General features: G+C 58.1%; 15 protein-coding genes. 2 read left to right on the top strand and 13 right to left on the bottom strand.

All coding sequences use genetic code 11. The features are described 5' to 3' along the window. Positions 1–105: 105 nt before the first annotated feature. The 10 genes from pepB to trmJ all read right to left on the bottom strand — a co-directional run bounded on the left by pepB (position 106) and on the right by trmJ (position 7,993). Complete coding sequence (gene pepB / locus GNG27_RS17080) at positions 106–1,392, bottom strand: aminopeptidase PepB (protein WP_142486705.1); 1,287 nt, start codon at positions 1,390–1,392, stop codon at positions 106–108. Between the two features lie 60 nt (positions 1,393–1,452). After that, entirely contained in the window at positions 1,453–1,653 is a 201-nt protein-coding gene (iscX, locus tag GNG27_RS17085) for a Fe-S cluster assembly protein IscX (RefSeq protein ID WP_032613119.1), read from the bottom strand. A 1-nt stretch (position 1,654) separates the two neighbouring features. Then, positions 1,655–1,990 carry an ISC system 2Fe-2S type ferredoxin gene (gene fdx, locus GNG27_RS17090; protein ID WP_106994594.1) on the bottom strand — a complete coding sequence of 112 codons (336 nt, stop codon included), beginning with the start codon at positions 1,988–1,990 and terminating at the stop codon, positions 1,655–1,657. Between the two features lies 1 nt (position 1,991). Beyond that, the gene (hscA, locus tag GNG27_RS17095) at positions 1,992–3,842 is read right to left on the bottom strand and encodes a Fe-S protein assembly chaperone HscA (RefSeq protein ID WP_156264352.1); all 1,851 of its coding nucleotides are present in this window, start codon (positions 3,840–3,842) and stop codon (positions 1,992–1,994) included. A gap of 14 nt (positions 3,843–3,856) precedes the next feature. Next, positions 3,857–4,372, bottom strand: coding sequence for a co-chaperone HscB (gene hscB / locus GNG27_RS17100; RefSeq protein WP_156264353.1), 516 nt, complete (start codon positions 4,370–4,372; stop codon positions 3,857–3,859). 77 nt (positions 4,373–4,449) lie between these two features. Continuing rightward, positions 4,450–4,773, bottom strand: coding sequence for an iron-sulfur cluster assembly protein IscA (iscA, locus tag GNG27_RS17105; protein WP_039029731.1), 324 nt, complete (start codon positions 4,771–4,773; stop codon positions 4,450–4,452). 15 nt (positions 4,774–4,788) lie between these two features. Further along, positions 4,789–5,175 (bottom strand): Fe-S cluster assembly scaffold IscU, encoded by a 387-nt coding sequence (iscU, locus tag GNG27_RS17110; RefSeq protein WP_004866383.1) that lies wholly within the window; start codon positions 5,173–5,175, stop codon positions 4,789–4,791. 23 nt (positions 5,176–5,198) lie between these two features. Next, positions 5,199–6,413: an IscS subfamily cysteine desulfurase gene (locus tag GNG27_RS17115; protein WP_142486707.1), complete on the bottom strand. Its 1,215-nt coding sequence runs from the start codon at positions 6,411–6,413 to the stop codon at positions 5,199–5,201. Between the two features lie 121 nt (positions 6,414–6,534). Next, complete coding sequence (iscR, locus tag GNG27_RS17120) at positions 6,535–7,026, bottom strand: Fe-S cluster assembly transcriptional regulator IscR (RefSeq protein WP_142486708.1); 492 nt, start codon at positions 7,024–7,026, stop codon at positions 6,535–6,537. A 238-nt stretch (positions 7,027–7,264) separates the two neighbouring features. Next, the gene (gene trmJ, locus GNG27_RS17125; RefSeq protein ID WP_142486709.1) at positions 7,265–7,993 is read right to left on the bottom strand and encodes a tRNA (cytosine(32)/uridine(32)-2'-O)-methyltransferase TrmJ; all 729 of its coding nucleotides are present in this window, start codon (positions 7,991–7,993) and stop codon (positions 7,265–7,267) included. A gap of 124 nt (positions 7,994–8,117) precedes the next feature. Between trmJ and suhB the strand changes: the two genes are divergently transcribed. Beyond that, positions 8,118–8,924: an inositol-1-monophosphatase gene (gene suhB / locus GNG27_RS17130; RefSeq protein ID WP_142486710.1), complete on the top strand. Its 807-nt coding sequence runs from the start codon at positions 8,118–8,120 to the stop codon at positions 8,922–8,924. An 83-nt stretch (positions 8,925–9,007) separates the two neighbouring features. Here the strand turns inward: suhB and GNG27_RS17135 are convergent, their stop codons facing one another. Together GNG27_RS17135 and GNG27_RS17140 are read right to left on the bottom strand one after the other, a co-directional pair. After that, on the bottom strand, positions 9,008–9,973 hold the full coding sequence (locus GNG27_RS17135; protein WP_156264354.1) for a nickel/cobalt transporter: 966 nt from the start codon (positions 9,971–9,973) through the stop codon (positions 9,008–9,010). Beyond that, complete coding sequence (locus GNG27_RS17140) at positions 9,964–10,602, bottom strand: DUF1007 family protein (protein WP_142486712.1); 639 nt, start codon at positions 10,600–10,602, stop codon at positions 9,964–9,966. The genes GNG27_RS17135 and GNG27_RS17140 overlap by 10 nt, the downstream gene beginning before the upstream one ends. A 123-nt stretch (positions 10,603–10,725) precedes the next feature. Between GNG27_RS17140 and csiE the strand changes: the two genes are divergently transcribed. Continuing rightward, positions 10,726–12,003: a stationary phase inducible protein CsiE gene (csiE, locus tag GNG27_RS17145; protein ID WP_156264355.1), complete on the top strand. Its 1,278-nt coding sequence runs from the start codon at positions 10,726–10,728 to the stop codon at positions 12,001–12,003. On the opposite strand, the gene GNG27_RS17150 is transcribed toward csiE, so the two are convergent. Further along, the gene (locus GNG27_RS17150) at positions 12,000–13,136 is read right to left on the bottom strand and encodes a 3-phenylpropionate MFS transporter (protein WP_156264356.1); all 1,137 of its coding nucleotides are present in this window, start codon (positions 13,134–13,136) and stop codon (positions 12,000–12,002) included. The two genes, csiE and GNG27_RS17150, sit on opposite strands and share 4 nt — an antisense overlap. Positions 13,137–13,234 lie beyond the last annotated feature (98 nt).

Below are 13,234 nucleotides of genomic sequence, written 5' to 3' on the forward strand. Positions count from 1 at the left end.
ATGCTTGCACGGGCCTACGGGTTTTGTAGGCCGGGTAAGCGCAGCGCCACCCGGCAAGACGGTAATCTGTAGGCCCGGCAAGCGCAGCGCCGCCGGGCAAGTCAATTACTCTGCGGTCAACAGGTTCGCGATGGTCCGCACACCCAGACCGGTTGCGCCAGCGGACCACTGCTCAACCGCCGCTTTGCGGTAGGTAGCGGAGCAGTCAATATGCAGCCAGCCTTCACGATAGTTCTCAACGAAGTGCGACAGGAAACCGGCGGCGGTGCTCGCCCCTGCCGGGTAGGCCGCGCTGGCGGTGTTGTTCAGTTCGGCGAAGTTCGACGGCAGCTGGCTGCGGTGGAACTCGGCCAGCGGCAGACGCCAGAACGGTTCGTTCTCGGCGGCAGCGCTTGCCAGCACACGGTTCGCCAGCTTGTCGTCAAAGCTGAACAGCGCGTGGTAGTCGTTGCCCAGCGCGGTTTTCGCCGCCCCGGTCAGGGTTGCCATATCGATGATCAGCTCTGGTTTTTGCGCGCAAGCGTCAATCAGGCCATCGGCCAGCACCAGACGGCCTTCGGCGTCGGTGTTCATCACTTCGACGTTTTTGCCGTTGCGGTAGCGAATGATGTCGCCCAGCTTGAAGGCGTTACCGCTGACCATGTTGTCGGCGCAGCACAGGTACAGCTTCACGCGTTTATTCAGGCCGCGGGTGATGGCAAAGGCCAGCGCGCCGGTAATGGTGGCCGCGCCGCCCATGTCGGACTTCATGGAGTCCATGAACGCGCTCTGCTTCAGGCTGTAACCGCCGGTATCGAAGGTGATACCTTTCCCGACCAGGCAGGCGAATACCGGTGCCGCTTTATCACCGGTTGGGTTGTAATCCAGCGCCAGCAGCACAGGAGGACGCTCGGAGCCGCGGCCAACGGTGTGGATGCCCATGTAGTTCTGCTCGCGCAGATCTTCGCCTTTGGTGATGCGGTAAGACATCTTGTCGCCAGCGACTTTGCTCAGCAGATCCACCGCGCGCTGCGCCAGCTGTTCCGGGCCTAACTCTTCCGCCGGGGCGTTGATGGTATCGCGCACCCAGTCGATGATGGTCAGACGGCTTTCCAGCTCTGTCTTTCCTGCGTCGTCGAGGTTCGCCCACTCAATTTTACGGGTGCCTTTTGGACCTTTATAGCCCGCCCAGAATGCCCAGCTGCGATCGGTGTCCCAGCCTTCGCCGTCGAGACACACATGTTTAATGCCCAGGCCGTCAATTTTCCGCGCCGCGCGCTGGATCAGACCGACATCGTCGCTGCCGTTCAGGTGCAGGGTAATACCGTCATTGTTGATGCTGTAAGTGGCTTTTTCACCCCAGCGCGCATCGGCAGGCTGAGTAGAGAGCGTAATCTTCATCGCTTCGGTCATTTTTATTTATCCTTATTAGCAACAAGCAAACGGGCCGCCTGAAGGCAGCCCGTTACGTTTTTATTCTGCTTCGTCCAGCCAGACTAACAGAATCGCCTCCAGAATTTTTTCATTGGATGCGTTGGGATCGTCGTCAAACTCTTCCAGATCGCAAATCCACTGATGCATATCGGTGAAGCGTACGGTCTTCGGATCGAGATCCGGGTTAGCGTCGTACAGCGCCTCGCCGATTTCACGGCTGTCAGTCCACTTCAGTCCCATATCAATGCTCGCGTGCGTGGTTAAGCGTATAACGCGGAAGTTCGACCACCAGATCTTCATCGGTGACGCGCGCCTGACAGCTCAGACGGCTTTCCGGCTCCAGACCCCATGCTTTATCCAGCATGTCGTCTTCATCTTCTGTGCTCTCCGCAAGAGAGTCAAAACCCTCGCGAACGATGCAGTGGCAGGTCGTGCAGGCACAGGATTTTTCACAGGCGTGTTCCACTTCGATACCGTTACGCAGGGCAACGTTAAGGATGGTTTCGCCGGTCTCAGCTTCCAGAACTGCGCCATCCGGACAGAGGTCCGCATGAGGCAAAATAACAATCTTTGGCATATTAAACCTCGTCCACGGAGTGGCCTTTCAGCGCGGTACGGACAGACTGGTCCATGCGGCGAGCGGCGAACTCCTGGGTTTGCTTATCAACGTTTTTAATCGCTTGTTCTATGGCGTCAGCGTCATTGCCAACCGCCACCGCGCTCAGTTGCGCGACGGCGTCGTCAATGGCCTGACGTTCTGCGGCGCTTAACAGCGCGGCATCAGCAGTGAGTGCGCTGTTCAGGCTTTCCAGCACGCGTGCGGCTTCAACTTTCTGTTCCGCCAGCATACGCGCCTTCACATCCTGCGCAGCAAAACTCATTGAGTCCTGAATCATGGTGGCGATTTCGCCATCGGTCAGACCGTAGGACGGTTTCACCTGGATGGAGGATTCGACACCGGTCGATTTTTCCATCGCCGTGACGCTCAGCAGGCCATCTGCATCCACCTGGAAGGTGACGCGGATATGCGCCCCGCCCGCAGGCAGTGCCGGGATCCCGCGCAGCGCGAAACGCGCCAGCGAACGGCAGTCCTGGACCAGCTCGCGCTCGCCCTGCAGCACGTGGATCGACATCGCGGTCTGGCCGTCTTTGAAGGTGGTAAACTCCTGCGCGCGCGCCACCGGAATGGTGGTGTTACGCGGGATCACTTTCTCCACCAGGCCGCCCATGGTTTCTAACCCGAGGGACAGCGGGATCACGTCCAGCAGCAGCATTTCGCTGTCCGGCTTGTTGCCGACCAGGATATCGGCCTGGATAGCGGCGCCAATGGCGATCACTTTATCCGGATCGATAGAGGTTAATGGCGTGCGGCCAAAGAATTCGCCCACGCGCTCGCGTACCAGTGGAACGCGGGTCGAACCGCCGACCATGACAACGTCCAGCACCTCTTCTGCTTCCACGCCCGCATCTTTCAGCGCGCGACGGCAGGCCAGCAGGGTGCGTTTCACCAGCGGGGCGATCAGCGCATTGAACTGTTCACGGCTGATGTCGCCTTTCCAGCCCGCGACCTCAACGGTCACGGAGGCGGCATCGCTGAGGGCGATTTTGGCGGCAATGGCCGCGTCCAGCAGCTGACGTTGCAGACGCGCGTCACTGCGATCGGATATCCCCGCCTGCTCACAGATGTGATCCGCCAGCAGATGGTCAAAGTCGTCGCCACCGAGGGCAGAGTCGCCGCCGGTCGCCAGCACTTCAAACACCCCGCGGCTTAAGCGCAGAATCGAAATATCAAAAGTCCCGCCGCCGAGATCGAAGACCGCAATCACCCCTTCCTGACCGGAGTCGAGGCCATAGGCAATGGCGGCAGCCGTCGGCTCGTTAAGCAGACGCAGCACGTGCAGGCCCGCCAGACGCGCCGCGTCTTTGGTGCCCTGACGCTGGGCGTCATCGAAATAGGCCGGAACGGTGATCACTACGCCATCCAGCTCGCCTTCCAGGGTCGCGGTTGCGCGGGCGGCCAGCGCCTTAAGGATATCGGCAGAGACGCGGATCGGGTTCAGTAAACCCGCGGCGGTGGCGATCATCGGCAGGCCATTTTCACTTGCCTGCAGCTGATACGGCAGATGCGGATAACGGCTCTGGATGTCTGCCAGCGAGCGGCCCATCATGCGTTTTACCGAGCTGATGGTGTTGGCCGGATCCTGGGCTGCGTTGGCGCGGGCATCAAAGCCCACGCTGTGGCCCTGGGGCTGATAGTGGACCACAGAGGGCAGCAGGTGTTGACCCTGCGCATCCGCCAGCGTCTCAGCCTGGCCGCTGCGCACGGTCGCCACCAGCGAGTTGGTGGTGCCTAAGTCGATGCCTACCGCCAGACGACGCTGGTGCGGTGCGGCACTTAAGCCCGGCTCACTAATTTGTAATAAGGCCATAATTGCTTCCGAAATTAAAAATCGAGCAGCTTTTCTTCGAGTTGTTCAGCACTGCTTCGCAGTTTATCGAGAAAACGCAGCTTGCGAACGCTGTCCGCCGCCACGTCCCACGTCTCGTTATTCAATTGGTCAACCATCTGCTGATGGCGGGTATCGAACATCCCTTTTACGCGCTTAATAAAGCGCTCAAGACGGGCTTCGTCTTTGGCCTGTTCGATCTCATCCAGCTCTTCACGCAGCTCCAGCTGTTCCATCAGGAAGGCGGTGTCGCGGACGGTGTGTTGCTCGCTGGAGAGATCAAACCCGTGGCGCAAAAGCAGATATTCTGCCCGACTCAGCGGATTGCGCAGGGTTTGCCACGCCTGATTGATGGTCGCAGAGTGCTGCACCGCCGCCAGCTGTTCTGCCTGCGTGCCGCTGGCGAACTTATCCGGGTGATACTGACGTTGCAGATCCTGGAAACGGGCCGCCAGCGCCTGAGTATCAATTTCATACCCGGCTGGTAACCCAAAGAGGGTGAAGTAATCCATAACAATCTCAGGGTTAGCTGATTAAAACAAACCCCACACACAGTCTGGCTGCGGTGGGGTTAGCAGGTGATACGCAATTAAACGTGGAAGCTTTCGCCGCAGCCGCACTCGTCTTTAACGTTCGGGTTAGTAAATTTAAACCCTTCGTTAAGGCCTTCTTTTACAAAGTCCAGCTGAGTGCCGTTCAGGAACTGCAGGCTTTTACCATCGACCACCACCTTCACGCCTTTGTCTTCGAATACGGTATCTTCCGCCGCAGGTTCGTCAACAAATTCCAGTACATACGCCATACCGGAACAGCCGGAGGTGCGTACACCCAGTCGCAGGCCGAAGCCTTTGCCACGGTTTGCCAGGAAGGAGCTTACTCGCGCGGCAGCGCTGTCGCTAAGGGTAATCGACATAACAACCTCAACTAATTATTTTGCTTCACGTTTGCTTTTGTAATCCGCGATTGCAGCTTTAATCGCATCTTCCGCCAGGATAGAGCAGTGAATTTTCACCGGCGGCAGTTCGAGTTCGTCAGCAATATCGGTATTTTTAATCGCCTGCGCTTCGTCCAGGGATTTCCCCTTCACCCACTCGGTGACCAGGGAGCTGGAGGCGATTGCGGAACCGCAACCGTAAGTCTTGAAGCGCGCGTCTTCAATGATACCTTCATTGTTGACTTTAATCTGCAACTTCATCACGTCGCCACAGGCCGGTGCACCCACCATGCCGCTGCCTACGCTGTCGTCGCTGTTGTCGAAGGAGCCCACGTTACGTGGATTCTCGTAATGATCGATAACTTTTTCGCTGTATGCCATGTTGAATTCTCCTTACAAACCGATTAGTGATGTGACCATTCAATGCTGTTCAGATCCACGCCTTCTTTGAACATTTCCCACAGTGGAGAGAGTTCACGCAGACGGCCAATGGAGTTGCGAACCAGTTTGATGGTGTAGTCAATCTCTTCATCGGTAGTGAAACGACCTAAAGAGAAGCGGATAGAGCTGTGTGCCAGTTCGTCGGTCATGCCCAGCGCACGCAGTACGTAGGACGGCTCCAGGCTTGCGGAAGTACACGCAGAACCGGAAGAGACAGCCAGGTCTTTCAGGGCCATGATCAGCGACTCGCCTTCAACATAGTTGAAGCTGACGTTAAGAATGTTCGGTGCGCCCTGCTCGAGATCGCCGTTCAGGTAGACCTCTTCCATATCCTTCACGCCTTCCCACAGACGGTTGCGCAGCGTACGCAGGCGCGCCATCTCGGTTTCCATCTCTTCTTTGGCGATACGGTAGGCTTCACCCATACCCACGATCTGGTGAACAGGCAGAGTACCGGAACGCATGCCGCGCTCGTGACCGCCGCCGTGCATCTGGGATTCGATACGGATACGTGGCTTACGACGCACGTACAGCGCGCCAATGCCTTTCGGGCCATAGATTTTGTGGCCGGAGAAGGACATCAGATCTACTTTCAGCTGGCTCAGGTCGATAGGCAGTTTGCCCACGCTCTGGGTCGCATCAACGTGGTAGATGATACCGCGCGCACGGCACAGTTCGCCGATAGTGGCGATATCCTGCACCACGCCGATTTCGTTGTTGACGTGCATGATGGAGACCAGAATGGTGTCATCACGCATTGCCGCTTCGAGCTCTTTCAGGTCGATGATACCGTTGCGCTGCGGGGCGAGGTAGGTTACTTCAAACCCTTCACGCTCCAGCTGACGGCAGGTGTCCAGCACGGCTTTGTGTTCGGTTTTGCTGGTGATGATGTGCTTGCCTTTTTTCTGATAGAAATTGGCCGCACCTTTGATCGCCAGGTTATCGGATTCGGTCGCACCTGAGGTGAAAACAATTTCACGCGGATCGGCGCCAACCAGCTCGGCAATCTGATTACGGGCGATATCTACCGCCTCTTCAGCATGCCAGCCAAAACGGTGGGAGCGGGAAGCCGGGTTACCGAAGTTTCCGTCCAGGGTCAGACACTGCATCATTTTCTCGGCAACACGCGGGTCCACCGGCGTGGTTGCGGAGTAATCGAGATAGATAGGTAATTTCATTGCTCTATAGACTCCGTACATCGCTTCAATGCAAGGAATCAGGCAACCGGCTGGATGTACGACCGGGTCATCGGGGCGCGCGAACGCCCCGGCCTGATTCTAAAATACTTATCGTTTTTTATTACGCGCGCAGTTTAACGTCGATAGCGTCTTGCGTGCGGGTATTACGATGGGACTCGTGCGAGTGCTGACGACCTGAGACGTCCAGCACTTCCTGGTTGTTAACCAGTTCACCAATGGTGATGTTATTCAGGAAGCCGGTCAGACGGTCGCTCAGATCGCGCCACAGCGCGTGAGTCAGACATTTATCGCCGCCCTGACAGCCGCCTTTACCCTGGCAACGGGTCGCGTCGACGGATTCGTCAACTGCGCTAATGACTTCGCCAACGGCAATACTGCCCGCGTCTTTACCTAACAGATATCCGCCGCCAGGACCGCGGACGCTGGAAACCAGGCCATTTTTACGCAGTCGGGAGAACAGCTGTTCCAGATAAGAGAGGGAAATTCCCTGACGTTCAGAAATATCAGCCAACGGAACCGGGCCCGATTCGGAGTTGAGCGCAACGTCCAGCATCGCGGTCACGGCATAACGCCCTTTAGATGTCAGTCTCATGTCTTACTTAACCTCAAACTCGCCCCTGCCCGGGGATTTTTATTGTAAAGTGGGGGTATTGCATAGCAGGGCCAAGTCTGACATTCCCGACTAATTTGGTCAACTATTTACTTGACTGTTTTAGTCAGGTATTTAACCTTCTGTGCGCTCATGAGTTTTGCCCGGCGGCGCTTCGCTTGCACGGGCCTACGGTCTTGTAGGCCGGGTAAGCGCAGCGCCACCCGGCAAGCAAACGGCACTACTCTTTATTCTTCTGCTCAATCGACGCCAGAATACCGCGCAGGATGTTCAGCTCCTGGCTCTCCGGACGCGCGCGGGTAAAGAGGCGGCGCAGTCGGTTCATCACCTGCCCCGGATGCCCGGCGCGGATAAAGCCGGTGGCGAGCAGGGTCTGCTCCAGATGGCCATAGAAACGCTCCAGGTCATCCACCAGCGGATACGGGGTCTCTTCCGGCGCAGCGTAAGTCTCTTTCTCCTGCGTTGCCAGCCACGCCATCCGCACTTCGTAGGCAATAACCTGCACGGCCATCGCCAGGTTCAGCGAGCTATATTCCGGGTTAGCGGCAATGGCGACGTGATAATGACACTTCTGCAGCTCGTCGTTGGTCAGCCCCACGCGCTCACGGCCAAACACCAGCGCCACCGGCGCATGCTGGCCTTCGGAAACGCTTTTCAGCCCGCATTCACGCGGATCGAGCATCGGCCATGGCAGGGTACGCGAACGCGCGCTGGTTCCGACTACCAGACTGCAACCGGCTAAGGCTTCATCCAGGGTATCGACGATCTGCGCATTGCCAATCACGTCGCTGGCACCTGCGGCGAGCGCAATGGCCTGCGAGTCGGGTTTGACCAGCGGGTTAACCAGCCAGAGATTGGTTAAGCCCATGGTTTTCATAGCACGGGCCACGGAGCCCATATTGCCGGTATGCGATGTTTCGACCAGCACGATTCGGATATTTTGCAGCATAATTTTTCTGAGTCTGGAGAATATTCGGTGATGTTATCATAAACGGAAGACATATTCCGATCCCGCTGCTATACTCTGCGCCGTTTTCGTATCCCCGTTCTTTAACATCCAGTGAGAGTAACCGATGCAACATCCTATGTTGACCATCGCCGTGCGCGCAGCGCGCAAGGCGGGTAATGTAATTGCCAAACACTACGAGACCCCAGATTCCGTAGAAACCAGCCAGAAAGGCAGCAATGACTTTGTGACTAACGTCGATAAAGCCGCAGAAGCGATTATTATCGAAACCATTCGCAAATCTTACCCGCAGCACACTATCATCACCGAAGAAAGCGGTGAGCATGCAGGCGAAGATCAGGATGTTCAGTGGGTTATCGATCCTCTGGATGGCACCACCAACTTCGTTAAACGTCTGCCACACTTCGCTGTCTCTATCGCCGTACGCATCAAAGGCCGTACTGAAGTGGCTGTGGTTTACGATCCAATGCGTAACGAACTCTTCACCGCAACCCGTGGTCAGGGCGCACAGCTGAACGGCTACCGTCTGCGCGGCACCAACGCTCGCGACCTCGACGGCACCATTCTGGCGACCGGTTTCCCGTTCAAAGCCAAACAGCACGCACCTGCCTACATGAAAATTCTGGGCAAACTGTTTACCGAGTGCGCTGACTTCCGCCGCACCGGTTCCGCTGCGCTGGACCTGGCCTACGTTGCCGCTGGCCGCGTGGACGGTTACTTTGAAATTGGCCTGAAGCCGTGGGACTTCGCTGCTGGCGAACTGATTGCCCGTGAAGCGGGTGCCCTGGTGTGCGATTTCACCGGTGGCCACAACTACATGCTGTCCGGCAACATCGTTGCAGGTAACCCACGCGTTGTGAAAGCGATGCTGGCGAACATGCGTGACGAACTGAGTGAAGCGCTGAAGCGTTAATTCTGGTTGTCTTGCCCGGTGGCGCTCGCGCTTACCGGGCCTACAAGACCGTAGGCCGGGCAAACGAAGTGCCGCCCGGCATTTTAAAACGGCCGCATTCCCCTGCCCACCGGCACCGCACTGATCCACATCATCACCGCCGCTACCAGCAATACCACTCCACCCGCTAATGCCAGCGTTGTCCATTCGATCTGTCGCCACAGTACCGGCGCTTTGTTGCCGCTAAGCCTGACCGCCAGCTGACGAAAGCCGTGCACCAGCAGCGCCAGCGAAGAGATGGTTAATCCCGTTCCCGCCGCCATCGCCAGCGCCGAAGCCACGCCCCAGCTGAACACGCCGATCACCTTACTGAACAGCAGCACCATAATCGCCCCGGAACAGGGTCGCATGCCCATGGACAGGATAATCATCATCCGCGCCCGCCAGTCGTCAGCGCGCTGGATCTGCGTCGGGCTCGGCAGATGCTGATGGCCGCAGCCGCAGTTTGCATCGTGGACGTGATGCGGAGTAAAGGCTTTGAAGGTCGGTTTACGCAGCAGGCCGCGCAGTTTTTTCAGCGCCCGCCAGCAGAGCATCAGCCCCAGCACGCCCACCAGGGCATAGCTTCCCTTCTCCAGCCAGAAGCTGCTCATGTGCAGATCCCGCGCCGGGAGCTGCAGCAGCGTTAACACGCCTACCACCAGGGCGATCGCCACCACTCCCTGTAATAAAGAGGAGGCCAGGGTTAAGCCGATACTCGATTTCAGTTTTGAGGGATGGGTGGCAAGCCAAGTGGCGATGACAATTTTGCCGTGGCCCGGCCCCAGGGCATGCAACACGCCGTATACAAAGCTGAATAGCAGCAGCGACCCGCCTGCCGCCGTCGGATTGTCGGCCACCGCCTTCAGCAGGCCGCTCATCTGCTGGTTGACGTCCCGCTGCCAGAGAATGCTCTGGCGCATCACCTGCGGCCACGCCTGCCAGAGCCAGACAGCCCCCGCCACCGCCGCTACCAGAAACAGCCCCAGCGGCCAGAGATCCCACCCGCGTCGCGCGCGTACTACTGACATTGCAGGGTCACCGTCTGGGCAAACTGTTTGCCGAGATCCATATCCTCCGGGGGCGCATCGTCTTTATCCAGCGAGCTGGCAAAGTTCAGCGTCTCGTCGCTGGGCTCCGGGGTGTCCACGCTGACGGAACAGCTTTTTTGCAGCTCAGCAGGCAGCGACACATCGTCATCCTCGGCGTAGCTCATGTCCACGTAATAGGAGGGATCGAAGGTGGAGAAGGTATATTTTTGTCCGGCCAGCGGCTGAGGCTCCGCCAGCGGCAAAATAAAGGTCAGCACCGCCTGATGCTCCTGACGGGTCATGCCGTACTGGGTCGGCCGGTTGAGGAATTTCACCTTCTGCCCGTTATGCCAGAACTCGGTAAAGTAGTGCTGACCGAGCACATTGGCCATGACTTCCGCCGCCAGCTTTTTCCAGATCTCATCCCCCGGCTTTGCGTTTCCGGCATCGTAAAGCAGATCGGCGGAGGTCAGCTCATCCATCGCCCAGCGCATCTTCAGCCCGGTAAGCTGGTTGTCTTTCACCATGATCTGCGTTTTCAGGGTGATAAAGCTGTGAGGGTGCGCGGCGGCGGTAAAAGACAAAACCGCCAAAAAAAGCGTCGTTGCGCTGCGTTTCACTGTTTGCATCTCATCCTCACGTCAAAAATTCTGTGATGTTCACCCGCATTCCTGAAGGAAAGCCCGGCATCACGTGCTATGGCGTACATCCTTTAGCTATTCTTATCAAACACACTCACTGGAACCCGACAGATGATGACGACTCTCGAAATGCCATCTGCACTTTCCAGTTCGCAGCGCCGCTGCCAGGTTCTGTTGATGCTCTATGTGCCAGGCTTTCGCGCCACCCTGCAAAGCATCGGTGAAATCAACGGTGTCGATGATGCCCTCTGCCGGCAGGATATCGACGAGATGCGCATGGAGATCCAGCGCTATCACCAGCTCGACATTGCGACACAGCATGATGGCTGCTACCTGCTGGAAGGTAGCCACCTGAACCAACGCTTGTGCCTGCTGCACTGGTTGCGCCGGGCGTTACGCCTCTGCCCCCACTTCGTCGCGCAGCAGTTTACCCCATCTCTGAAAATCGCGCTAAAGCAGCTCGGCATCGCCCGCACTTTATATGACGATACCAACCTGCGGGCGCTGATTAACTTTTGCTCCCGCCGCCTGCAGCGCCAGTTTGAATGCCGGGACACGCAGTTTTTGCAGCTCTATTTGCAGTACTGTCTGCTCCAGCACCAGCTGGGCCAGAGCCCCGAATTTTCGGTGGTTCAGCGTAACTGGACCCAGTCGCGCAGCGAATATCTGATGGCGCAGGAGATTATCCGCCACTGGCAGCGCCGCGTGGCGCAGGCGCCTCACGCCGATGAGCAACCTTTTCTGGCGCTGCTGTTTATGATGCTCCGCACGCCGGATCCCCTTCGCGATACGCACCAGGAAGATGACCGTCTGCGTCGCACCATCACCCGCATGATCGCCCGCTTTCATGGGCAAACCGGCATGCAGTTCAGCGACGAGCAGGGGCTTATCGATCAGCTCTATATTCATCTGGCGCAGGCTCTGGACCGCTCGCTGTTTGGCATCGGTATCGACAACAGCCTGCCCGAAGAGATCCATCGCCTCTATCCGCGCCTGATGCGTACCACCCGCGAGGTGCTGTTCGAGCTGGAGGCGGAGTTTGGCCTGCGGTTTTCTGAGGAGGAGTCGAGCCTGGTGGCGGTGATCTTTGGCGCCTGGCTGATGCAGGAGAACGATTTGCATGAAAAGCAGGTGGTGTTGCTGACCGGGGAGGATAAAGCCTGCGAGGAGTTGATTGAACAACAGCTGCGGGAGCTGACCCTGCTGCCGCTGAACATTCGCTATGTGACGCTACAGGCCTTTCAGAAGGAGGGGGCCCCGCGCGAGGCCGCCCTGGTGGTCACGCCCTATACCACCGCCCTGCCCCTGTTCTCGCCGCCGCTCATTCACGCCGTCGAGGCGTTGAATGCGCAGCAGCAGGAACATATTCGCGCCATGCTGGAATCTTAGCGCGCTGCTACCCGCGGACGCAGCAGAACCGCGGGCAGCGCCACCAGCGCCATCACCCAGAAAACCCCGTGACCGAGATGCTGGTACAGGAAGCCGGCGAAGACGGTCATGATCGCAATACTGCCCCCCATTGCCACCGCCGAGTAGACCGCCTGCAGGCGGATCACATCGCTGCCTTCGCGCGCCGAGATATAGCGCATCGCCGCCAGATGGCACACCGTGAAGGTGCCGCAGTGCAGGATCTGCGCCACAATCAGCCACGGCAGTTCGGTGGTCCAGCCCATGATCCCCCAGCGGGCGATACCGCAGACGGCGGAGAGCAGGAGCAGTTCCCGGGCGCCAAAGCGGCGGAACAGCCGGTTACTGAGGGCAAAGATGATTACTTCTGCCACCACGCCAAGCGACCAGAGATAGCCGACCGCCGAAGCCGAATACCCGGCGCCCTGCCAGTAAATCGCGCTGAAGCCGTAGTAGGCCGCATGCGCCCCCTGCAACAGGCAGACGCAGGCGAGGAAACGCCAGCTCTGCGCCACCAGCGAGCGCCATGCCGGCCAGCCTGCGCTCTCCTGCTGACGGCTTTCGCCCTGCGGCATCACCGATGGGCGCAGCAGCATCCCGAGCAGCATCGACATAATGCCCAGGCTCAACAGAGCCAGAATGGCGCGATAGTCGTACAGGCTCACCAGCTTGCCCACCAGCGCCGAGCCAATCACAAAGGCGATCGAGCCCCACAGCCGCACCCGGCCATAATCCATGGTGATCTGCTTCTGCCAGGTATTGGCCAGCGCGTCGGTCAGCGGCACCAGCGGCGAGAAGAAGAGGTTGAAGCCCACCATCACCACCACCAGCCAGGCAAACTGCTGGCTGACCCAGAATCCCGCCATAAACACCAGGGTGAGCAGAGCCAGCACGCGCACGGCTTTGATTAACAGGGAGGGATCGCTGACGCGCGGGGCAATAAGCAGGCTACCGAGAAAACGCGCCACCAGGCCCGAGCCCAGCAGGACGCCTATCATCTCCGGAGTGAGGCCGATTCCCTTGAGCCAGACGCTCCAGAAAGGCAGAAAAATACCGTAGCTAAAAAAGTAGGTAAAGTAGCTGAGCGCCAGCCAGCGTGTGGAATGCAAAACCATGAATCCCTCCCGTTTTGGAGGCGATAGTCTGGCGATAAAGCGCTAATTAAGCAAGCAGATAGCCTGCTATAAATTAACTGTTGCTTAACAAAAAAAGT

Source organism: Leclercia sp. 119287, from assembly GCF_009734485.1.
In the GTDB taxonomy this organism is placed as follows: domain Bacteria; phylum Pseudomonadota; class Gammaproteobacteria; order Enterobacterales; family Enterobacteriaceae; genus Enterobacter; species Enterobacter adecarboxylatus_C.

Coding starts and splice junctions, on each gene's coding strand:
- pepB (WP_142486705.1), bottom strand. CDS start 1,392: ATGACCGAAGCGATGAAGATTACGCTCTCTACTCAGCCTGCCGATGCG.
- iscX (WP_032613119.1), bottom strand. CDS start 1,653: ATGGGACTGAAGTGGACTGACAGCCGTGAAATCGGCGAGGCGCTGTAC.
- fdx (WP_106994594.1), bottom strand. CDS start 1,990: ATGCCAAAGATTGTTATTTTGCCTCATGCGGACCTCTGTCCGGATGGC.
- hscA (WP_156264352.1), bottom strand. CDS start 3,842: ATGGCCTTATTACAAATTAGTGAGCCGGGCTTAAGTGCCGCACCGCAC.
- hscB (WP_156264353.1), bottom strand. CDS start 4,372: ATGGATTACTTCACCCTCTTTGGGTTACCAGCCGGGTATGAAATTGAT.
- iscA (WP_039029731.1), bottom strand. CDS start 4,773: ATGTCGATTACCCTTAGCGACAGCGCTGCCGCGCGAGTAAGCTCCTTC.
- iscU (WP_004866383.1), bottom strand. CDS start 5,175: ATGGCATACAGCGAAAAAGTTATCGATCATTACGAGAATCCACGTAAC.
- GNG27_RS17115 (WP_142486707.1), bottom strand. CDS start 6,413: ATGAAATTACCTATCTATCTCGATTACTCCGCAACCACGCCGGTGGAC.
- iscR (WP_142486708.1), bottom strand. CDS start 7,026: ATGAGACTGACATCTAAAGGGCGTTATGCCGTGACCGCGATGCTGGAC.
- trmJ (WP_142486709.1), bottom strand. CDS start 7,993: ATGCTGCAAAATATCCGAATCGTGCTGGTCGAAACATCGCATACCGGC.
- suhB (WP_142486710.1), top strand. CDS start 8,118: ATGCAACATCCTATGTTGACCATCGCCGTGCGCGCAGCGCGCAAGGCG.
- GNG27_RS17135 (WP_156264354.1), bottom strand. CDS start 9,973: ATGTCAGTAGTACGCGCGCGACGCGGGTGGGATCTCTGGCCGCTGGGG.
- GNG27_RS17140 (WP_142486712.1), bottom strand. CDS start 10,602: ATGCAAACAGTGAAACGCAGCGCAACGACGCTTTTTTTGGCGGTTTTG.
- csiE (WP_156264355.1), top strand. CDS start 10,726: ATGATGACGACTCTCGAAATGCCATCTGCACTTTCCAGTTCGCAGCGC.
- GNG27_RS17150 (WP_156264356.1), bottom strand. CDS start 13,136: ATGGTTTTGCATTCCACACGCTGGCTGGCGCTCAGCTACTTTACCTAC.